Below are 21,145 nucleotides of genomic sequence, written 5' to 3' on the forward strand. Positions count from 1 at the left end.
GGTGGAGCAGCCCGGTAGCTCGTCAGGCTCATAACCTGAAGGCCGCAGGTTCAAATCCTGCCCCCGCAACCAATCTTTCCCAGACAAACACTGTAGACTTACCGCCCCGCCTTCGGAGGCCGGTTGTCGCGGATCTGCAGCAGGATGCTGCGGCCGGCAGAGAGCAGTTCCATCAGGAAGGCAATGAGCGAGAGCATCAGGGCGACGATGGCGCTGCCGAAGAACCAGACGAGGTCAGAGAGGCACCTTCCACATCCCGCCAAACTGAGATCATGCCAAACTGCCACCGCTGACCGCAGGCGTCCCTGGGCTGGCACCGGCGTGCATTCTGGCGAACCTGCCCGGGGAGCAGCCGAGCCTTTTGCTGAACGCTGTGCTGAACGCATTGGCGGATTCGTAACCTATTTCATCCGCTATCCGGTCAAGGGACTTTGCACCGCTCAGCAGTGCCTTCTTGGCAATAGCGATGCGCCAGCGCGCCAGATATTCAATTGGCGCAAAGCCAACGACCTCGTTGAACCGCGCGGCAAAACCCGATCTCGACATGCCCGCTATTCCTGCAAGATCGGCGACTGTCCACCGCGCTCGAACGTCCTCGTGGATGGCACGCAGGGCACGGGCCATGGCGGGATCGCGCAGCCCATTTAGCAAGCCCGCCGAGGCTTCGCGGTTTCCGATAATGTCCCACCTCAATGCCTCTATCAGCAGCGTCTCCAGCAGTCGCTGGATGATCAGTTCTTTACCGGGATAGTCGGCAACGCACTCCTCAGACAACAGTTCGATCACGCGGCCAAATCGCGTCCCGCGCCCGGCCGAAGCGGGTATATGAATTGCATCGGGCAGCAGCGCGAGCAGCAGCGACGCGTTGACGTTCTCAATCGAGAAGCTCCCGCCCAGCGCCGAGAAATCCGGCTCTCCTCCCTGCTCGCCGTGACGAACAGCCTTAGCCAGAGGTTCAGCGAGAATGCAGGCGACGGCGGGTTCGCTACATAGCGAGAACGCCGGCGTCGTCGGCAAAAGGAGAAAGTCGCCTTCGGCAATCCGGAGCGGCTTCCGGTCACCAAGCGTCACCCATGCTTCTCCGGTCAGGACGACCGTAAATCCGGGTGCATTATAGGATCGGTAGCGAACGCCCCATTGGCCGCGCCCGGAGGTGGGCTTCGCTATCGCGGCGCTCGGCCGCAATAGAGTAATGATATCGCTGAGCGGGTCCATTCTGGACGATCCATAATTAACCTTGGATGCTGAACCATAGATCGTCTCTAGGTGACTGTCTATTCTTGTCTGACCGCAACCAGGAGATTGACATGACCAAGACCATTCTCATCACCGGTACATCATCGGGCTATGGCAAAGCCACCGCCGAACACTTCCTATCTCATGGGTGGAATGTCGTTGCGACCATGCGGCGCCCTGACCCTTCGCTGTTCGCCGAAAGCGACCATCTGCGCGTGCTGCCGCTCGATGTCACCAGCCCCGACAGCATCGCCAGCCTTTTCGAAGCCGCCGGCCCAATCGACGTGCTGGTGAACAATGCCGGTCTCGGCGGTGTCGGTGCATTCGAGGCGATGCCAATGTCCCTTATCCGGCAGCTTTTCGAGACCAACACAATCGGCGTTATGGCGATGTGCAAGGCAGTCATCCCGCAGATGCGCGAGCGGCGATCCGGAGCCATCGTCAATGTCACATCAAGCGTCGCTCTGGGAGAGTTTCCACTCGCGGCGGCCTATACCGCCACCAAACAGGCCATCGAAGGATTTTCGGCTTCGCTCGCGCATGAGCTTGGCTATTTCGGGATCCGCATGAAGCTCGTAGAGCCCGGCTATGCACCAACCACGCGTTTCGGGGCGAATGCCATTGTCCCTTTCTCAGAGCTGCTTCCCGGCGACTATGCTGACTTTGCGAAGCCTATTCTTGTGGCATTTGCGAAACCGGCAATGACCACCAAGGAAAGCGATGTTGCGGAAGCAATCTGGCAGGCCGTTCACGATACCGTAAACCGGCTTCGTTTTCCCGCTGGTGCCGACGCCGTCGCTCTGGCTCAAGCACACTGAGGAGAAGCACAAGCGATCGGGGCCGGTTTCCGGCTCCGCGAACGTTTCTGTTGTCGCGGAAGTCTCAATTTTGGTCGCCAAGGCAGAGAACTTTTGCGATGTCGATCTAGCAAGGCCATGGTTGCGCCGCCATGATAGAGAACAGGTGCTGCCATGGTCATTTTTATGCGTCTGAACTTCCTTGCTATCGTGTCCGCTTTCATCATCTCGCTCGGCGGTGGTGCGAGCGCGCAGCCTTGGAAAACTGTCGAACCTTCATCTGCAGGCTGGTGCGTTGAACGACTGAAGGCGGCGCAGGACTATGCAGACATCTTGAAGCCGACGGCGGTCATGGTCGTGCAGAACGGCGACGTGATTGCCAGTTGGGGTGAGGTGACCCGCAAGGTGAATGTCGCTTCCGTGCGCAGGAGCCTGCTCAGCGCACTTTACGGCATAGCGGTGTCAGAGGGCCGCATCGATCTCGGCAGCACCCTTGCTGATCTTGGCATTGACGACAAACCTCCGGTGCTGACCGGGGCGGAAAAACAGGCAACCGTGCGCGATCTGCTCACGGCGTGTTCGGGCATTTATCATGCGGCAGCTTACGAAACCGACGATATCCGCCAGAAGCGCCCGGGGCGCGAAAGCCATCCGCCTGGCACGTTCTGGTTCTACAACAACTGGGATTTCAACGCGCTTGGTGCGATTTATCGGCAGCAGACAGGCGGGGACATTTTCCGAAACTTCGCGGAACGCATCGCACAGCCCATCGGCATGCAGGATTTCTCCGCCGAAGACGGTCGATATGTGGCCGAACGTCAGTCAGAGCATCCCGCCTATCCGTTTCGCCTCAGTGCCAGGGATGCAGCCCGCTTTGGCCAGCTCTATCTCGATGGAGGGCGCTGGGACGGGCGGCAGGTCATTCCTGCTTCATGGGTGAGAGAATCCGCGACAGCCTATTCCGCTACCGATCGCGGCAGCATGGGATACGGCTATCTCTGGTGGACGTTGAACCCTGACGTGTTTGGTCCCGGTGCGGCGATGGCGTCTGGTTATGGCGGTCAGGCTATTGCCATTGTGCCGTCAAAGCATCTGGTCGTCGTCCAGACCGTGGACTTGGCCCAAAACGCGAAGGGCGTCAGAACGAGCCATTTCGTCAAGCTGTTGCAACAGCTCGCCACCGCCGCGCCGTGACAAAACTCTGATGCGGAGGCAGAGCAAAGGTTCGGTTTAGGAGGGGCTTTGCTGCGTCGACGCTTTTGCACGTCGCGTTTGCGCGCCCCTCATCCGTTTCGGGTGTAAATCAGCCCGGTGTGAAGATGCCGACGGCGTCCCCGACGAGTTCGTTGTTCCCCGAGGCCATATTACCGTTCCTCAGCAAGCGTCCGTCCTCCAGTCCGACGCGGGTGGACAATCGACTTTTCCGGGCGCGGCTGACAAAGTGCCATACCGTCGCGTCAAATCCGTGCAGGAGAACTGGCCGCAGAAGGTTGGCACGCCGCAGCAACGTTTCTATTCCATCAGCAACCGCATCGGCTTTCGCTGGGTTCTGCTCTTCGACCACGATAAGGATGCGGAACACTTGGTTGCAGTTCGGAAGAGAGGCGAATCGCTCGGCATCCGCCACCGAAGCCAATCCGGCTTCAATGCCGACGCCCATGCGGTCCAGCAACTCCATGACTACTGGCGCATCAGCCTCGGAGAGATTGACAGAGGCATAGTCGGGAAGCACGTTCCATCGCGAGATGCAGTCCTTGGTGCGCTTCTCGTCACTCTCGATCCATGCCCCGGTCGACACACCTAAAAGAGTTCCCGGACAAGACTGCCGAACCGCGAGTATGGTGTCATCAACTACTGAAAGGCTCTCCCTCCCATCTCGGCCGCGGGGGTGGATGTGAAGTTCCCCGGCTCCCGCATCAGTGCACGCGGCGCAGTCCAAGGCGATGGCTGCAGCTGTTGTGGGGAGACGAGGGTGATAATCGTTGGGACGAGCGCCGTTGATACAAGCTTGTACGATCATTGCCATCTCCATCGCTTTGAAGTCCAGCTTAACTAGGTAAAGACCGTCCGCAATGGGCCCCACGCTGGCTGTCAGAGGAGCCTTGCTGCCCGTCCGGTCCTCCTCGCAGCGTTGTTGTAATTGCTGGAGGCCTGCTGAACCGTGCGATGCCTTGATTGCTCCATGGCCTCAGGGAGGGGGATGCCATGATGCCATGGTTTGCAGCCTCGATCAGGTAGCCCGACCGAAGGCCGTGCGCCGAAAGCTGCCGAGAACCCAATCCAGCCATCTCCGCCCGCTGCTTCAGGATCGCGTTGACCGACTGCGGATCAAGCGCCCGACGCGAGACGGTGCCCCATCTTCCGATCGCCCTGAAGACACTGCCCTTGTCGATCTTCGCTGCCGTCAGCCAGGCATTCAAAGCCTCGACCGGCCGGCCGGTGAGATAGACGACGTCGTCCTGCTCGCCTGATGTCGTTTTGGTGCGGCCGAGATGGATGGCGAGAGAGGGGAGGGGAGGGCCGCCTTCGGTCGCGATCGCAGCTTCCTCGGTCAGTTGCTCCAGGCTAAGGCCTGCGATCTCGCTGCGCCGGCGGCCGCCGGAGGCGAAGGCGACCAAGAGGATCGCCCGGTCCCTGATGTCTCGCAGGCTACCGGTCGCACAGGTGGCCAACAACTTTGTCAGTATGTCTCCGGTCACCGCCTTGGCGCTCTTACGGCGACGCGTCCACGGCACGGCGCGCACGGCCAGCCGAATGGCGGATTTGAGAGCAGGAGAGGCGAAGGCGCCGTCGAGGCCGCGCCATCTGGTCAGGGTCAACCAGTTTGCCAGCCGCCGGCGCACGGTCGCCGGCGCATGCGGGCCGCTGGATTTGAAACCCTTGGCGGCGGAGGTTGTCGTCGACCTCTGGCGGCATACCGTGATCAGGTTCAGTCGCCCGTTTCTCTGGGTCCCAGAGGTGGTGCGCGACGAACTTCAGCAGCAGCGCCTCGGGCGCCGGCCAAGGCAGGCAGCACCCAGTTGCGGCGAGTCCCCAGGCTTCGAGATAGGCGAGATCTGACGTCGTGCTCGAAGGGTATTGTCGCCCGTGCCTTGGTGACAAGATGGCGCAGCGTTTCGACATCCTGGTCGGTCAACAGCTCGGCGAGCTCGTCGCGGCGCTCGATCGGCAGGACGGACGCGATTGTGTCGAGTTCTTCCGATCGGCGTTCGACGGCGGATTTCGATGTGGACGGCATCAAAGGGCTCCGAAACACGGTGCTGTCCAGCGATGCAGCCGTCCACTCGCATTGTATTTCCTGATTTGAGGGCCGAAATCAATCTACCATCGATAAGAGGTACTTATCGATGGTTAGCACCCCAATGCACAATCATACCATGTGGGGAACCGTAATATTCATATAGAGTTCGTATAAGAAATCATTTACCATGATTTCAATGGCTTACGATCTCGCAAAAATCAGCATGACAGCCTTGATCCGGCCGGCTTTCGACGCCGGTGTCGCGCTGACGCGTCTGGACGAGCGCATCGCCCGTTCGCCGGTCGGCGCCGGCTGGATTGCGCGCACCCACTTCGCCGATGCGTGCGCCTCGCTGTGGATCGACGGCGAACTCGTCCATCTCGAAGACCTCGTCCTCCACGACGCATTTCGCGATACTCGCACCCCCACCCATGAACTCACCGTCGCCCGCGACGTGCTGCGCACCCGCCGGCGGATTTCTGGCCAATTGCCGGATTGGGCCCTGTCCGCAGAGGGTATCAGAACACTGCGACAGACGTCGGACACCGGTGTGGGCGGCGCCGAAGCTGCGGCACCCGCCGGCGTCGCCCAGATCGCGGTCGCCGTCGATGCGGAAGGGGAGGGGAGAGACAGCGATGAAGCCAAAGATCTCCCCGGCGTCGACCTCGCGGCCATCGATGCGACGCTGGCCCGATCGTCCGCCGCCATCGAGGACGCAACGCGGGCCAGCCGCGCCGGCGCCCGCGCGACGGCCAGCCGTCCGGAAAAAGATCCGATGATCTACGATCTCGACTGGGACGAGGATGTCCGGCTCGACGAATGGCGTGCCGTGCTGCGGCAAGCCGAAGATCTGCCGGTGGTGCTGCAGGCGATCGTCGCCCTCGATGCCTGGAACGAGCTTGCTGTCTTGCAGCACGCGCCCTGGCTGGGCCGGCTGTTTGCCGCGTCGATCCTGCGTCAGGCGGGCGTCACCACCGGATCTCATCTCGCTGCCATCAATCTCGGCCTCAAAACCATCCCCGTCGATCGGCGCCGGCATCGCGACCGGGAAACCCGGCTGCTCGCCATCGCCCACGGATTTTTGGCGGCCGCGGAGATTGGCATGAAGGAACATGACCGGCTGACGTTGGCGAAAACGATGTTCGAAAGAAAGCTGGAAGGGCGGCGGACATCCTCAAAACTGCCGGAGCTGGTCGAGTTGGTGATGGCGAAACCGTTGGTGTCGGCCGGCATGGTGGCGAAAACGCTCGACGTCACACCGCAGGCGGCGCGGCGGATCGTTTTGGAACTCGGCCTCAGGGAGATGACGGGGAGGGGGAGGTTTCGGGCGTGGGGGATCCTGTAGCACCTGTCACTATTTGGATCGGGACCGCCGCGCGATCCAGATAGCGTCGCTTTGTGGATGCGCGCCGATCAGAGAAATCCTGCATCAATTAAGTGACCCTTCCACCGTGGTTAGACCGGGTCCGCGCGTTTGCGGGTAATAAGTCTGCAAGCCAGATGTTGATCTCCCCAGCGGCTCGCGAACGCTTCCGAGACTTCAAACCAACTCCCATCGTTGCTGGCGCCGTGGTTGGCTCCCATGCACGAACATTGGCATTCATGGTGCTGGGCATTCATGCAGGAAGGGGAACATTTCTCCTGCTCGCGATAGGGCTGGATCACATAAAGCTGCCTGTATTTCTCCAGCGCCCGTGTCACGAAGTCGTTGAACCAAGCTTTTGGCAGTTCCCAGCATTGCAGAGGCTCGATCCAGGCAGGCTGCAGCTTTTGCCCGGGTTGCAGCCAAAGCCGATTGTGCTGGGAGTAAGGGAGGCGTGCCCGTATCCGCTGGCCTTTGCCGCCGCGTCTCAGAACTATAGGGATTGTCTTCTGGTTCCAGACGCGCCGAAGTTCGCTGTCACTGATATCTGCCCCTATTGTCCCCCTCCTGTTATATGATTTCGGTCCCTGACAACCTCAGCGTAACAGCTCCGGCAAGTCGTAGAGCAGCTTCATCGCGTCGGGCCAGCCGACGTCGGAAAACAGCTTGAGGATCTCAAGCAGTTCGGTGCGGCATACTCCATCTTCAAAAAGGGAACGATAATCCGCAAGGAAGCGCGTGACGATACCGACGATCAATTTGAGCGCGAGGCTTTCGTGGTGATATCCCTCTCGCATGCCGGCGCCCAAAAGGATCCCGTGGAGCGCCTTGAAGACACCTGCGGGATCACCAGGGATCAAATATTCGTAAAGCTCGATGAGATGATGATGCGTTGCCGGCTCGTGAGACTTCGACAGCAGTGCCAGCATCGGGCGATAGTCGGCGAGGAACTTGCTCATGGCCTCAGAGGTGTCAAGCCCTTGACTTGGGTTGCTGCTCTCCTGATATGCCCCTGAACCGAAGTAGAGTTGGTTCATGAGATGGTGGATGATCTGCTCTGCCGCCCGGTATCGGGCAATCGCCGCGTCTCGCGCGGCACCCTCCCTGTCGTCGGCGATCAAAACAGCATAGCTTTCTGTCGCGGCAGCTGAGCAGACTTCAAGGATAAGCATTGATCCACGCTGCGCGCGATCCGAAAGCGGCTGGTCATTGTCTTGGTCTGACTTATAGCGCGCGATGAACGCCTCGCGAAGCGGCGAGATGAACGCTATTAGCAGGTCCTGGTTCGTGACCAGATCCTTCAGCCATTCAATTAGCCACTGCAGCGCTTTTTCTCGGCTCTGTCCAGCCCAGAGCTGAGCTACGAGTCCACCCAGAACTTCGGAAAGTTCATCGCGGCCGGAATTCTCTCTCCGAACGAAGCTGTGCCGGCGCTGTTCGACGATCTCTATCAGCCCTTCCGCGCGGTCGACGTCGCTCCAGATCAAACGTGACAGGACGTGAGCGACGTGGAAGGTAAGTACATCGACATTTGGTTCATTGCGCACGATGCGCTCGGCCAGCTCCCACATTTTTTGCGGCGCGACACGACTTAGTACCTGCAGGTTTTCGGCCGCTTGCACCCGCACCACTGGTACCGGGTCCGCCAGAACCGCTTCAATCATGTCGATTATTTCGGGCCGATCCTCTCCGAACCTATTTGCAAGGTGCACATAGGCCTCGGCCGCATATACACGAACTGCCCAATTGCCATAGCTGCGTACGTTGTCTTCACCGTCTTTCGGCTCCGGGAACCGGCTTGCCCAAAGGCGATGCAGAACGCCAAGCAATAAAGCGAGTGAAGGCATACCCTCGTTTTCGGGGACATACGCTTCGCTACCGGCGATCATTTCGATCGCATTGCTAATATTGCCCCAGACAGGCTGTTCGACGCTTGCATGGAGGGAAGCGGCGTTCGCGTCGAACAGAAAAATGGTCGCTTCTGTCTCCAGCCACAAAGCCGACAAAGCAGTCGCGTTGCTTTGAGGGGGAGTTTGCCTCACCCTCTCCGCAAGCGCTTCCGACTGGTCGATCATTTGCGCGTTCATGCCGTCTTCGACATCGACGCCTTCTTCGGCGAGGATTTGGCGCATCATTCCGCGCGCAGGCCCTGAGGTGACCGTCATAGTCCGAAGAGGCGGATTTCCGGCAAGCTCGTCCGCGTTTGCCAGTTCGGCGCGGAACGCACGCATCGCATCTGTTGCTATCGACGCCTCATCGACGGAAGATACGAAACGGCTCAAGACCCGTCGCCACCAACGCTGTTCATATTCGTCGCTGAACAGATCTGGGCGAAGAACCTCTGCTTCGAAATCCGCGCGGCCCTCGATCGAACGGTGAGGATAGGCGGCGGCCACAAAGCGAACGGCGTCCCTGACTGTAACCTGATGGGTGAGGATCGTAAGATTGCTCGCATATGGCCACAGCTCTCCTGCGAGCTCAGCGACCCGCTCCGCCCCGACGCCTAGCAGCCGCGCCCACACGGCAGGACTTGAATATCCAATTGCGGCTGCCTCGATGCACTCGACAAATGCAGCCGTCGGGCAACCTCGCAAAAAGCCGACAAAATGGCCAAGAACATTATCCTCCGTGCCGCTACCCCGTCCGTTAGATTGATCCCACGCGAGTTGCGCAAAATCATTGCCAATGAGATCGAACGGCTCGCGCCCGGCGACGAATACACGGCGCCGTCGATCGCCAATCTGAAGATCACGATCAATTTCACCCAATGCCACCTCGATCGCAGCGCGCGTGCCTGCATATGCCGATAGGTCAAGCAGCTGCCGCGCGTCCTTGCCCAGATGATATCGACAGTGGAGATAGTCCTGTCTGCGATTTGAAGAAAGCGGCATGATCCGGCTGGGCTGACCGCCAAAATGCGAGACACTGTCATCGCTGATTTCGCGCGAGTAAAGCACTCGGTAAATTTCGACGGCGAAGTCGGTATCTGATCGGGCAATCGGCAAGATCTGTTCCGTCAGCCAGCTCGCTTCCTTGTCGGCGTACGCCGAAAAGTGTGGATCGCGCAGGATACGATCCAGCAGCGCCCGGGATGCCGCAGGCTCGGCAGCAAAACTTTTGCCCACGAACCGGATCGCATTTATCGCCGTTTGTTGCATCGGCGGCTCAGCCGTCCACGCGAGGGTCAAGAGAGCTCGCGAAGTACGGCCGAATAGGTTGAGAAGCGGCACATCAGACAGATCGGCTTTTTCGAACAATATCTGGAGCAGGAGCCGCGTTGGATCGGACATTTCGCGAACGCCTGTCGTGATCGCGGTGTCAGCGACCTCTGCCCACGCAGTCGCCGTCTGGCGCGCAACACATCCCGAGGTATCGACCAGAAGCCCAACGAAGCGCGCGAGCCGTGACAACAGCGTCGCCATCGCACCATCGGCGGCACGGGCTTGGATCAACGAAATCAGGCCCGCAATGTCAGACGGCGAGTTCACACCCTCTAGCGCCGTCCGCAAGGCGACATTCGCCAATACAGGATTGACGTTGGCGGTAGCGTAGATGTCAGCAATCAGCCGCCAAACAGCACGCTTTCCCTCGCTATCGCTACGCCAAAGCCGCTCGACGGCAAAACGCAAAGCTGGCGCGAGCATCAGGGCGATCGCACTACCGCCTTTCAGCTGCGCGATCAGGAGCGGGGGATCGTCCCATTCCAAAAAGAACCGTCCGGCGACATGATCGAAGAGAACGTGATGCGAAAAGCTGACGAGGTCCCCCGTTTCAGCAAGCACACCCGAAGCAATCACTTCATCGACACTATCATTTGCAATGAGCACCTTTCGGACCGCGAGGCGGCTGCGGCGAACCATCACATCAACCGTCGCGCCAGCGGCGCGATGCAGCGGCGTGCCCGGCAGCCGTCGATCCTCATAAGCGTCGATCAGATCCGATTGGGTCGAGACTGTTCGAATACTGTCCGGATCAACGCCATCAGAAAGCAGTTGTGCAGCGAGCGAGAGGTTGAAGATGTTTCGTAGGAGATCGCGCAGCCGTTCAGGTGCCGCATCAAGCAAGGTGCCAAGTGCGCTCGCGTCCGCGCCAGCCTGACGGAGATCTGGATTGCTCAGGCGCGGCACGTTGAAATGGCGAACATTGCGTAGCGTCGGATCGGCGTATTCCGGGTCGGGCGGGGACCCGGGGAGTGCGTCGCGAAAACGCCGGCCATTTCTGAGATCGAACGTGCGGATAGACGCCGCGATCGTCCAGGACTTGTCCTTTGTAGCCATTGTTTCAATTAACTGCGCGAACACGGCTTCGGCAGGGCCGCCGCGCGCTGCATCGAGCGCGTCGATGATGATCAGTTTTCGACCTGCGCCTGGCGCTGCTGCCAGTACCTCGGCTAGCGGTCGAGCGAGCTGAAGCTCGGATTGGAGATCGGCAGCAGTGGCAACGCCTGGGAAGCGATCGACCGAGAGAAAGATGACCCTCTCGCCGGCGGCGCGGCGTGCTTGTGCCAGCGCTACCAGGGCTCCGGTTTTTCCTGCGCCGGGCTCGCCGATCACAATGAGCGAACCGGTCGCGATGGCTGACGCCATGGGGCTGTCACTTTGACGGGGAATTGGTATCCCGCCCTCGATCGGCAAGCGCGTATGGCCAGTCAGCCGGGTAAGCTCTGCATCGGTAACGGCGGAGAGGCGAGCGAAATCGGCGTCATAGCCGGGAGCACCTATATCGTTGTGATGCAGCGCGCGGAGTGCTCGCAACAGCCCTTCGCGATCCGCTGGCGCACCGCTGCCAATGAGGTTCCGGACAATGGTTTTGAGATCTCGCAAGGGCGCGTCGCCTGCAGCCTCCGAGCCGTAGACGCGTGATCCGAGCACGCGGGAGGCCTCGCGCCAGTTATCTTCGCCCGCGTCCATCGAGAAACGGACGACTTTGAACAGACGGGCCATCGTGACAAGCTCGTCGTCGCTCGGAGGGTCGACGACAAGATCCACACAGGCGGCGCGTGCGTGGGTCTCGAAGAGTTCCAGTGCGTCGGCTTCAACCCGGCTGCGCTGCGACTTCACCGTTGTCCAGGTGCCTCCGGTATCGAAAGCCCGGCAGCCTTTCTCGAGCTTATCGAGCGTACGGGGCGCGGTGGTGCTTACCGCAAGGATGGCCCGATAACGCGCGACATCGACGGCAACACCTGTTGTTCGCGCTTCGACCATGGTCCTGACAAGTTGTGCGATGGTTTTGCCAAGTGGGCTTTCGGCACCCTGCGTCAGGCCAGCGCTGGTCTTGCTCTGAAAGTCGATCCGGGCATCGTCATCCTGTCCAAGCTCGATGTCATCGAGGCCTTCTCCAGTCTCCAAACGCAGGCTGACTGGAAGTGCCGCGTTCGCAAGTCCAAAGCGTCCGCCGACCGGAATACGGGCCAGGATATGCGCGGCGAGCCATGTACCGACCTCGGCCTGAAAATCCATGCCTCCCTCGGTCGCGCGTCCACCAGCAGGCTTTGACGTTCGAGCGGCTTTGCGAGCAGTCATCCAAGCAGGTCCTCGAATTGGCGTGCGTGGCTCGGTGTAGTTTTGGGGGCAATCTCGGCCTTTCCGCCAAGTAGATCGCGAAGCGACTTGAGCTTTGAGAGCAGCTCATCGAATGTAATGATGGCTACGCCAGCGAGACTTGCACGATACAGCTCGAACGCACGCTTTCGTGGACCTTCGGGGATGATACCCGCTAGAATCATTCCCCTGACGCCATAGGTTGCGAGCGGGACCGCGCGGTTCTGCGATTGAAGCCGATAGATGTCGCTACGCAACTTGTCGATCTGGTCAATCACCTGCGCCACGGCGCCAACTAACTCTGTCGACGCGGTGTATACGCCCCCCCGATATTCCCTTTTGCCGATGAGCTCTGCCCCAGGAGTCTTGATCTCGAGCACCGCTATACTGTCGGTCAGCTTGTTGGTGAGCAGGAAATCGGCAATCTTTTCGCCAGAGCCATTCAGGATCCGGCCTCCCACATGCGCTTGGCCCTGCACGAGCAAAACCGGCACATTGAACGCCATATCGAGAATGAAGGGGTTGGCCTCGAGGAGTTTTTGCCATTGCAGTTCGGTCGTTCGTTCAGCGAACCGCTCCTCGATACGTGCAATCAGTTCATCGAGCGAGGCGAGTTCAATCTCGTCGTGCAGCTTCAGCAGGCCGCCGCGCTGCGACTTCATCGAAGTGCGGACGGACGCCGAGGCCATATTGACCAGGGCTGCCCGGTCGTTATCCGAGAGCTTGGTATCCGTGATCGTGTCGCCAATCACGTCGGCGATGTCATCGGGGGCGCGGTCAAAGACCCTTACTGGGAACTTTTCACTGTCCAGGCGCGTCAGGAGATTGGTATACGCAGCCTGTAGCTTCTTCCGCCGCGTCAAAACCTGTGCCTTCTTCTCGAACCTGTTTGCATTCAGGCGTAACTCGTCGAAGAGCGTATAGCCGATCTCGTATGTCGTACCATCATCCGTCACGCCGACGTCCAGCTCGCGCTTGTCGGTGACACGCAGGTTTGTCACGCCTTCGACTTGCCTGATAGCATTCACGACAAACGAAAGCTTGCGCTCGAGGCCGAGACCGAAATTCGGGTCTTTTACAAACCCCTTCGGCATGCCCTCGGCGAGGAAAGCCTGAACATCCTCGATGGTACGAAATTCGTTGAAATCCTGAAAGAAATCTTCGTCTTCAATGATCTCAATCGACACGATAGGATCATATTTCGGCATCAGGAAATCTTCAGATTCCGGCATGGTGTTGATCGGGAACAGCGTGGTTGTGTGCTTGCCCGCATCGAAGCGTATGAGCACCTGCGTCGTATTGATTTCGGTGAGGTCAGCGATCGCGATTCGCCGATCGGATGGTGTGAAGAACACCTCGACGAAGCCGGGCCCCTTTCTCTGCAGGAAAAGAGTACCTTTGTCGTCATCACCGAACTGGGGGCCGAAGGTTGCCATACGCTATCCTATAAATATTGGGAAAACATAGGTGTAACGAGTACAACCTGCAATCGGGGCGGACGGAAAAGGTGGCACTTGCAGGCGAACCGCGCCGTCCCTCTTCACGGTGGTTGCGCCTGCTGAGATCAGAGCAAGCCACCCTGTTCGACAGGCGCGCCCTATCTTGAAACAATTGAAGATCCATAAGGCTCGCGACGAAATAATCAGCGCGTTAGCAGGTGAAACCGACTGGATGCCGTCGTTGCTATCATCATCCACATATGGTGTTCATTTTCAGGAGAAATTTCTTTCGAAGATCTACAGAGTGCGGGTCGGCCAAGGTTGCCAAATATCGATCAAACTCCGCTTCCAACTCTGTGTGGAACAGTGTGCGGTTCACAGTGATCTGACCATTATCGAAGCGCATTATTGGGCCGCTGACCCCGACCGTCATCTTTTCGGTCGCCCCGCTATGATGGAGTGCGCATCGCCCTTGGCTATAGAACTCGTCAGCCTTCTTCGTCGCCACCATGCCAGCGCCGAGACAATCGATAAATGGCTGCCAGTTACTCAGGAACTCTCTGAACAGCCGACCGCTTTGACGTGTGTGGTTGGTCACCCCCTCACGGAAACCCTGAATTGTCTCGAGAACGAGGCAATCCAAGGCGAGGATCGCAAAGCCATATGTCTGCGGCTTGTTAGCTTTATCGACATCGATCAGGGTCTGTGCTGGCTTGATGAAGCGGCCCTGTATGCGATCCCTCAGTACATCGACTGCCTTTAGCCATTCCCCCTGTTTCGGATTGTCGGGATCCAGTTCGAGGCCGCGCCAGAACGCGACTGTGTACTTCGGGCTGATCTGGAGGCTACGGCTCTGTGTCGTGTCGCTCATCCGCCTAGCTTTCGAGAACCGCGACACCTGACCCCAACACAGAGAAGTCGTTGGGCCGGATCTGCTTTCGAACCTCTGGCGGATAGCAATTCCCCCCGCCCTCATAGTTCCTATGGACCGCGCGAGCCTGCTCGTTCGTCAGGACGTAGAATGTCGGTGCGATCGTCCGCAGATCGAGTTCGATGAAGATGAAGAAGTCTGCGTCGCCCTTCTTGTTCATCTCTACAGGCCAACGCGTGATCTCGGTAGGCCGCCGCAGAAACTGTCGCGTCTTCACCTCGATCGATTTCGGCTGTCCATCGACGACAACGATGACATCGTGACCAGGTGCGCCTTCCGGACTCATATAGGCGGCCAGTCCGAGTGTGTTGAGCTTTGTACCGGATTGTGGAGATGACAGTTTTTCCAGCGTCATCGCTCTTCGCATTCCCCAAGAACTTCAACTAGCGGCCCAAGTCCGGTCGTTCCATCGGCGGCCGGGTGGCGGATCCGGTTCGCCGTCAGATGGACGGCCATGAGCGCCATGGCTGGTGTCTTTCCCTGTACCCTGTAGCGAACGCCATCGAGAGCAAATGTCGCCCGGGCTGGGCCGAACTGGATGCTAATCGTGCGATAGATTTGCGGATACGAGACCATGATGAGTTTCGATATACCCGGCACGGATGTCGTCCAAGCATTGTCCTGACCGCTCTCTCGAACCTTGTCGAAGGTCTCAGTCATCGACTGCGGCGGCCACATATCGAAGGCCATGAGAGACTGGATCTTCCGATCGAGGAAACTTCCCGGGTCCCCGGTCGCGAGATCGTCCATGATCTCCAGGTATGTAACTTTGCGTGGTCGTTTGTTCTCCGGCTTTCGCCGATCTGCCGCCAGCAGCCCACGCTCCTGGCCCGCGGCCTCCGCCTCATTGGCGCTGCGGCGCAGCCCAAATGACCGGAGGATCTTCGCTGTGATTGTCCCCATGTTCCCCCCGACGGCGAATTGTCCCTAAAAATGCTAGGAATTCCGCTCATGGCCAACATATATCGCCTTCTCTAAAAATCGGACATACTGGTTTTTCAGAGGCCTGATGTCCTATAAGCCTCCTCTATCGGAACCTCGAATTTCGCTCTGCGAGATGGCCATCTATCCGGTTTAGAATGGTCTCAAGACCGAGATAGCGGACGTAGCCGCCTCCGCCCCGCTGGATGATGCCGTCCAAGAAGATCTCGAAGGAATGACCATCACTCGCTAGTCGTGTGACAAAGACAGCTCCACCACTCATGCCGTCCAAAGGCTGCGCGTCCTCAGGATATCGCAGCACGCCGAAGATATTGCGGGAAGCGAGGTCTCCCGACTTGCAGATTGGATGGATCCGCATACCGCCGTTCTCCATGACTATTCGCTGGAGATGGCTTGGCAAGCCTGAAGCTAAAGCTAAATCACCAGCGCGACCAGTGAGGCGAAGTTCGACGGGGAAGAACTGCTCTCGCGAGTATGCTGGTAGCATTTCGTATTCCACCATACCGATCACATAGTCACTTTCGTCCTCGTTGGCCTCAGGCGAGAAAAGGTATGTGTTGAACGGAATGCTGGTGCTGTCGGTGCCATCGTCCATCAGCACCACCAGATAGTCCATGCGGTCCTTGAAAGCCGTTACTGTTTCGCCCGAGATTGTTGCTATCTGGTGGCGCGTGAAGACGGCAAAATGTCGTCCTCGGTACTGGAAGAGAACAGCGGTGCCCTGAAGACCGAACTGAAAACGGCGAGCGACCGTCCCATCCTGCAGAGTGAGCTCGAACCCATCCAGACTGTAATATTCGTCACCAGGAGCGGCGAAACAAAGTGGGCGGATACGTCGATCAGCGATCGTTGGCTCCTGCGGATCCGTGAATCTCAACATAGGAGGATCAATCCTTTCGACGGCGAGCGCGGATTTCGTCAATTTGACGGTCAATCTCAGCCTCGGCGGCTGCGCAACTCTCCGCGAGATCCTCGCGGAATTGCAAGGTGTCTCTCAGGAAGTCGACATAGGTGGCGACGGCCAGATGTGTGTTGGCCTTAGAGCGCAAGCGCTGAACCCGCCGCTTCCATCCTGGAACGGGATCCTTCTTGATCGTCAGGCGGTAGTTGGCGGCGAGCCAATCAACAAGGTCATGGATAGATCTGCCGGAAAAGCCATTCTCGCTTGCGAACTTGTGACCCACAGGCGAGAAGGCCAGCCGCCATGTCTGGCAATTGATTGTCGCCTGATCTCGCGTGATCCCCTTCCCCTTGGGAAACACGCCAGTTGAGATGACATCGAGGTAAACATTGTTCTCAGTGATGATAAGATCCATATGGTCCGCGAGCGCACCGATCGTCTTGCCTCTATCAAAATGGCACCGATCCTTCAGCGTTGCGCACGCCTTCTCGAAGTCACCTAGTTCGGCCGGATTGAGTCTGCTGCTGTTGAAATACTTCTTCGCGCGTTCCGGGATTACCATCTTATTGCCGTAGTAAAGACCACGCCCGGGAAACGCTTTCAGAATGTCGCAGGCTACCGAGAAGTAGAAATTAGCAATGGCTGGCAGGATGGCTTCGTGCTGGAGGCCGACATGGTACAGCTCGTTTCGGAACTCATGCATTATTGCAACTGTCCGCGCCTGCTCCTCTGTGACCATCTTCTCGATACGTGCAAACTTTAGCTTCGCGTCGAAGGACTGTCCGACAGCCTCGGCCAACTCCAGCTTATGGGGGTACGCCTCCTCTAAATGGTGCCAGCTCTTGAGGTGAGCGTGCTTTTCTGTAGCGAGCCTATGGATTGCTAGCTCTACCGCATTGTCGGTCAGCATCAACGCAAACCGGGCATCATGAACGCCGCCCTTGTCGAGATGTTCGAGGGCCAGATCCATCTGGTCAAGGAGAGCCGCATAAAAGCTGAGAGCTGTCATCCTAGGTCAATCTCGTCTGCCGCTCGTCGACCTAGCTCGACAGAGAAGTTGTTCATCTTCGGCTCCTGCTGGCGTCACGGCAGGTTCGCGTCAATCACCTGTCGAAATTGGTTGTAGGACGTGCCCTCTAAGAATGATCTTGGTGCAGTCAATCTCGCCTATCATCGGTTCTAGGATCGACAAATCCTCACTCGTGGAGAAAATCACTTGTTGTCCACGAGCCTTCGATGTCGCTGCTCGTCGCAAAAGCTGCTCGAAGCTGACCTTCGAAGATGATTGTTGACGCGGTTCGTCGAAGACCAAAACACCTGGATGGTTCGTGCTGTAAGAAGCGGCGAGTTCGAGCAGCCCAAGCTGATACGCCCATTTCAATCTTATTGCGTCGCTTGCGGATGTCTCAAAACCGATCTCAAAACCCTCAACCTCGGGACGATACGTATCCTGGGAGATAGCAAGATCGTCGGGTTGAAAGGTTTTAAATCCAAACTGCCGCGCCTGTGCACGTAGCAATTCAGACAGACGGTTGAGCTTTGCCTTATCGCTGTCGGACAGCTCGTCGTCAGGAAGCGCGCTTCTCTGTTGAAGAAGCGTCGTATACTGCTCAGACAGGGCGCTGAAACTGCTCACCGCATCGTCAAAGAAAGACCGCAGTTCGGAAAAATCTCGAATCTTCCGTTCAATCAGAAGTCGCTCTTCAATCGCTGAAGCCGAAACGCTCGTCGCCGGCGCTACTAAATCAGCTCTTAGTGTTCTTATTGCCGTGTATGCTTCGCTGAGATCTCGATTTAGTTGTGAGAGTAATCCTTCACGCTCTCGATTTTCCTCTTCTTCGCGCCGAAGTATGTCTTCAAACATTCTAATTTCAGATTTGATGTATGAGATATTATCTTCGATTGGCATGATCGATGCTAGCGCATTTTGCGATAGTAGAGTGTCCTGCAAGCCTTGTTCGCAGGTGGGGCACCGGTCAGGGCTAAGTGACCATTGAACGCCTGAAAAGCGCTGTAGCTTTTGAACATCCTGGTTTTTTTGAAGATCTTCTCGCAGAGTCTGGATTCGCCGTGTCAGGGCGTCAACGTCTGCTAATTTTACCTGCCTCACGCCGTTTAATGAAAGGCGCTGGACATTGAGGCTCTCCGCGTGGGCGATCACCTCGGCGAGTTTGGCTTCTATGGCGGGGACATTGTCGGACACGACCGGCACTTCGGCTTGGGAAATAGTGTCGAGTTCGGACTTCAGCGATCGAAGATGCTCATCAAGTGGCGTCCAGCCACCTTGTGTTGCCACTGACACGAAGGCTTTCGCGATCGCATTCAAATCAACGATTGGCTTCGAACCAAGTGCCTCAATGCGTGACGCAGATCTGTTCAGCAGCTGGCTGAGGTCATGCCAATTTGTTTCCCATCTGCTGGTAAGAACGGTGATGCGTTGATTTAGCTGTTCACGTTTGCGCTCGATCTCATAGGCCTCAAGCCCCGCGATGAACTCCACTGCTCGTTTGTGGACTTCTCGAATGCGGAAATATGTCGGGATGGCTGCGGGGATGGAGGACCACCCAGACTTTTGCTCCACCCAGAACAGCGGGAACACGGTTTCGAGATAGAGCTTGATGTCTTCTTTCTCGTAGCCTCGAACGACGGGAAGCTCCCAGCCAAGAAAATTCTCGAGGAAATGATGAAAACCGTCCTCACGTTGAGCAGCACCCGGGTCTCGCACGAAGAACTGCTGGGTCCGATACTGGCCTTCAGGTTCAGACAGACCAGGGCCGAAATTTACTGTTATCAGGCGGTCGTCGAGTTTTGAGACGACCGGGCGATGGACCGTCACTATTGTGCCGACTGAGTTTTCCAGTTCAAGCATCACGTCAGATTCAACGACCCGCACGCTCTCGCCACTATCTGTCACAAGATGGCTTGTCATCGCGTGTGGAAGAGGGATCTCTCGGCGAGGGCTCAGCATTCGTTCCAAACCAAGAACGTAAATCATCCCTTGAAGGCAGGTTGATTTACCCATGGTGTTGTCGGCCCAAAGAACATTTAGCCCGTCGGTGAAACCGAGTTCAACTCCGTACCAGCCCCGCTCTGTGAGCGCACGAAGCTTGAGGCGTCTCAGTTTAAAAGTCATACAAGGTTCTCCGGACGCCAGACCGTTTTCATAAATCCATCAGTTAGTTTCGGCGCCACCTCGGAAAGGAAGGCTTTCTCGGCGTCAAGCACGCCGCTATCTTTGGCGACTGCCTCAGCTGCTTTGCGACCTTCGTCCGTCAGAACAACCACCGATCCTTTATTAACGCTAACGAGGCCCATCGAATGGCTCAGCGCTACCGCGCGGTTTAGCCAAGGCTCGACCCTTACGGATACGTCGAGTGGTCGATACCGTCCCGCGATCAATCCTAGTGCCTCCTCTCGACCCTCCTCGAGTCGCACATTATGAGCGAGAAATTGGAGTTTCTGAAAACTCGCCTTTTTCCCTCGACTGTAAAATACACTTAGGAGTAGTATCGCCATCCCCCAAGCCATCCGCAAGTCGCCGGCGACAGGCTCTGGGCGGACGGTGAACGTGAACTTGGATGTATTAAGGATGTCTAAGAAAGGGCTTTCACGGGACATCTGGGAAATCCAATGGGCATCGCATTATCCATTCTGAGACGGTTCCAAACACTAGCTGATCGACGTTCTCGGGCGATAGGTTTGGCGCCGCACCCTTGATTGCTTCCTTCAGGTTCACAATCTCGTCGTTCAGGATGCCACTGGCCGAAACCGCAGTGGGGCCGGCAAACTCTAAATGGCGCCTCCGGCTTGCAATCACCGTGGCAAGATTGTCATGTAACTCTGGTGCCTGAGAACGAAGCGCACTCATAAGCGCCGCGCCCTGCAGATGATAACGAGTAGCGTCCGCAACCGCATCTTCAAGCTTTTGAGGAGTTGTACGCTTCGCGAGCTTCGTGCGAGCCGTTGACAGCAAATCTTGTGACCCCTCCTCCTTCTCCCAAGAGCTAATCTGCGGATTTGTCGGATTCGGAATGCTGAGTTTGATCAACGATAGTTGCGCCGCATTCAGCGTTAGGGCGTCAGCGCCGAAAAATGCTTGATCATGAATAAGGACCTCAAAGTCAGTGTCGAGATAAGGCAGTGCTTTCGATCGGAGCTCTGTCGTCTTGTTCGCGCAGTGTATGTTGACGTCCTTGCTATCGTGTAATGGGCTGAGCAAGACCCATCTCTTTATCGGCGCGCCGAGGAAGAGTTTCGATACAATAACGTTGTTTTTTTGGAGCTTACCCAGATCCCTGGTGATCTTATCTTTTTGCTTCTTCGCGCGTTCAGCGACTCCGATCGGCTCTTCTACCGCGTAACACTGATATGCGACGCTATCTTTGTTGCAGTAATAGTCGATACCAAGGTCGCCCTGATCTTTGGCGGGCACCTTGTGAACGTTTAAGACGCCATGCCGACAATTCAGGAGGCCAAGCGCAAATATCTCCCAGTCATCGGGATTCCAAATAATTGTTGTTGACGGCAAGACTTCCCCCAATATTCAGTATAGTTAATCTACATGAAGGACGGTTGCGTGCAATGGAAGATTATCGGCCTTAGGTAGCATCACTTTGCTTTTTGATCTCATTGGTAAATGTTCGCTCTGCGGCATTTCGCCCAGGCCGATTGGGCGTGTTGAGATGATTCGCTTCCTGGACAGCAGGCGCGGTCTTCCGCATCTTCTTTGGGTGATTGAGATTTGTAAGCATGCTT

The 21,145-nt window shown here is 57.5% G+C and carries 16 protein-coding genes and 1 pseudogene; 3 read left to right on the forward strand and 14 right to left on the reverse strand.

Annotated elements, in window-relative coordinates; genetic code table 11:
• Window positions 1–98: 98 nt before the first annotated feature.
• Window positions 99–287 carry a hypothetical protein gene (locus tag ACCD05_RS15060; protein WP_413393666.1) on the reverse strand — a complete coding sequence of 63 codons (189 nt, stop codon included), beginning with the start codon at window positions 285–287 and terminating at the stop codon, window positions 99–101.
• Window positions 271–1,215: a cupin domain-containing protein gene (locus ACCD05_RS15065; protein WP_413393667.1), complete on the reverse strand. Its 945-nt coding sequence runs from the start codon at window positions 1,213–1,215 to the stop codon at window positions 271–273. The genes ACCD05_RS15060 and ACCD05_RS15065 overlap by 17 nt, the downstream gene beginning before the upstream one ends.
• Window positions 1,216–1,307: 92 nt before the next feature.
• On the opposite strand from ACCD05_RS15065, the gene ACCD05_RS15070 reads away from it, so the two are divergent.
• Window positions 1,308–2,054, forward strand: a complete 747-nt coding sequence (locus ACCD05_RS15070; RefSeq protein ID WP_413393669.1) for an SDR family oxidoreductase — start codon at window positions 1,308–1,310, stop codon at window positions 2,052–2,054.
• Window positions 2,055–2,207: 153 nt separating this feature from the next.
• Complete coding sequence (locus tag ACCD05_RS15075) at window positions 2,208–3,227, forward strand: serine hydrolase domain-containing protein (RefSeq protein WP_413393671.1); 1,020 nt, start codon at window positions 2,208–2,210, stop codon at window positions 3,225–3,227.
• A gap of 109 nt (window positions 3,228–3,336) precedes the next feature.
• On the opposite strand, the gene ACCD05_RS15080 is transcribed toward ACCD05_RS15075, so the two are convergent.
• On the reverse strand, window positions 3,337–4,053 hold the full coding sequence (locus ACCD05_RS15080) for a 3-keto-5-aminohexanoate cleavage protein (RefSeq protein WP_111562533.1): 717 nt from the start codon (window positions 4,051–4,053) through the stop codon (window positions 3,337–3,339).
• A 71-nt stretch (window positions 4,054–4,124) separates the two neighbouring features.
• Window positions 4,125–5,271, reverse strand: a pseudogene (locus tag ACCD05_RS15085) (tyrosine-type recombinase/integrase).
• 190 nt (window positions 5,272–5,461) lie between these two features.
• On the opposite strand from ACCD05_RS15085, the gene ACCD05_RS15090 reads away from it, so the two are divergent.
• Window positions 5,462–6,619: an RHE_PE00001 family protein gene (locus ACCD05_RS15090; protein WP_413393673.1), complete on the forward strand. Its 1,158-nt coding sequence runs from the start codon at window positions 5,462–5,464 to the stop codon at window positions 6,617–6,619.
• 614 nt (window positions 6,620–7,233) lie between these two features.
• On the opposite strand, the gene ACCD05_RS15095 is transcribed toward ACCD05_RS15090, so the two are convergent.
• From ACCD05_RS15095 to ACCD05_RS15140, 10 genes are all read right to left on the reverse strand, one after another.
• Window positions 7,234–12,096 (reverse strand): ATP-binding protein, encoded by a 4,863-nt coding sequence (locus ACCD05_RS15095; RefSeq protein WP_413393675.1) that lies wholly within the window; start codon window positions 12,094–12,096, stop codon window positions 7,234–7,236.
• Window positions 12,097–12,155: 59 nt separating this feature from the next.
• Window positions 12,156–13,613 carry a Shedu immune nuclease family protein gene (locus ACCD05_RS15100; protein WP_413393677.1) on the reverse strand — a complete coding sequence of 486 codons (1,458 nt, stop codon included), beginning with the start codon at window positions 13,611–13,613 and terminating at the stop codon, window positions 12,156–12,158.
• 253 nt (window positions 13,614–13,866) lie between these two features.
• The gene (locus ACCD05_RS15105; RefSeq protein WP_142843349.1) at window positions 13,867–14,487 is read right to left on the reverse strand and encodes a hypothetical protein; all 621 of its coding nucleotides are present in this window, start codon (window positions 14,485–14,487) and stop codon (window positions 13,867–13,869) included.
• Window positions 14,488–14,491: 4 nt separating this feature from the next.
• A complete protein-coding gene (locus ACCD05_RS15110) occupies window positions 14,492–14,902 on the reverse strand; it encodes a hypothetical protein (protein WP_413393678.1) in 411 nt (136 codons plus the stop codon).
• Window positions 14,899–15,297 carry a hypothetical protein gene (locus tag ACCD05_RS15115; RefSeq protein WP_413393679.1) on the reverse strand — a complete coding sequence of 133 codons (399 nt, stop codon included), beginning with the start codon at window positions 15,295–15,297 and terminating at the stop codon, window positions 14,899–14,901. The genes ACCD05_RS15110 and ACCD05_RS15115 overlap by 4 nt, the downstream gene beginning before the upstream one ends.
• 277 nt (window positions 15,298–15,574) lie before the next feature.
• Window positions 15,575–16,423 (reverse strand): hypothetical protein, encoded by an 849-nt coding sequence (locus ACCD05_RS15120; RefSeq protein WP_413393681.1) that lies wholly within the window; start codon window positions 16,421–16,423, stop codon window positions 15,575–15,577.
• A complete protein-coding gene (locus ACCD05_RS15125) occupies window positions 16,377–17,399 on the reverse strand; it encodes a hypothetical protein (protein ID WP_413393683.1) in 1,023 nt (340 codons plus the stop codon). The genes ACCD05_RS15120 and ACCD05_RS15125 overlap by 47 nt, the downstream gene beginning before the upstream one ends.
• A gap of 90 nt (window positions 17,400–17,489) precedes the next feature.
• A complete protein-coding gene (locus ACCD05_RS15130) occupies window positions 17,490–19,523 on the reverse strand; it encodes a hypothetical protein (RefSeq protein WP_413393685.1) in 2,034 nt (677 codons plus the stop codon).
• Complete coding sequence (locus tag ACCD05_RS15135; protein ID WP_413393687.1) at window positions 19,520–19,705, reverse strand: hypothetical protein; 186 nt, start codon at window positions 19,703–19,705, stop codon at window positions 19,520–19,522. Before ACCD05_RS15135 ends, ACCD05_RS15130 begins: the two co-directional genes overlap by 4 nt.
• Window positions 19,706–19,997: 292 nt before the next feature.
• Complete coding sequence (locus ACCD05_RS15140; RefSeq protein WP_413393689.1) at window positions 19,998–20,918, reverse strand: hypothetical protein; 921 nt, start codon at window positions 20,916–20,918, stop codon at window positions 19,998–20,000.
• Window positions 20,919–21,145 lie beyond the last annotated feature (227 nt).

The sequence above is a fragment of the Rhizobium sp. Rhizsp42 genome (genome assembly GCF_047304155.1).
Lineage (GTDB): Bacteria > Pseudomonadota > Alphaproteobacteria > Rhizobiales > Rhizobiaceae > Rhizobium.

Bases quoted from the DNA above. Each gene is read 5' to 3' on its own strand.
- ACCD05_RS15135 (WP_413393687.1), bottom strand. From the start codon at position 19,705: ATGGGCCTCGTTAGCGTTAATAAAGGATCGGTGGTTGTTCTGACGGAC.
- ACCD05_RS15075 (WP_413393671.1), top strand. From the start codon at position 2,208: ATGGTCATTTTTATGCGTCTGAACTTCCTTGCTATCGTGTCCGCTTTC.
- ACCD05_RS15125 (WP_413393683.1), bottom strand. From the start codon at position 17,399: ATGACAGCTCTCAGCTTTTATGCGGCTCTCCTTGACCAGATGGATCTG.
- ACCD05_RS15105 (WP_142843349.1), bottom strand. From the start codon at position 14,487: ATGAGCGACACGACACAGAGCCGTAGCCTCCAGATCAGCCCGAAGTAC.
- ACCD05_RS15100 (WP_413393677.1), bottom strand. From the start codon at position 13,613: ATGGCAACCTTCGGCCCCCAGTTCGGTGATGACGACAAAGGTACTCTT.
- ACCD05_RS15095 (WP_413393675.1), bottom strand. From the start codon at position 12,096: ATGGATTTTCAGGCCGAGGTCGGTACATGGCTCGCCGCGCATATCCTG.
- ACCD05_RS15115 (WP_413393679.1), bottom strand. From the start codon at position 15,297: ATGGACGATCTCGCGACCGGGGACCCGGGAAGTTTCCTCGATCGGAAG.
- ACCD05_RS15110 (WP_413393678.1), bottom strand. From the start codon at position 14,902: ATGACGCTGGAAAAACTGTCATCTCCACAATCCGGTACAAAGCTCAAC.
- ACCD05_RS15130 (WP_413393685.1), bottom strand. From the start codon at position 19,523: ATGACTTTTAAACTGAGACGCCTCAAGCTTCGTGCGCTCACAGAGCGG.
- ACCD05_RS15080 (WP_111562533.1), bottom strand. From the start codon at position 4,053: ATGATCGTACAAGCTTGTATCAACGGCGCTCGTCCCAACGATTATCAC.
- ACCD05_RS15090 (WP_413393673.1), top strand. From the start codon at position 5,462: ATGATTTCAATGGCTTACGATCTCGCAAAAATCAGCATGACAGCCTTG.
- ACCD05_RS15065 (WP_413393667.1), bottom strand. From the start codon at position 1,215: ATGGACCCGCTCAGCGATATCATTACTCTATTGCGGCCGAGCGCCGCG.
- ACCD05_RS15070 (WP_413393669.1), top strand. From the start codon at position 1,308: ATGACCAAGACCATTCTCATCACCGGTACATCATCGGGCTATGGCAAA.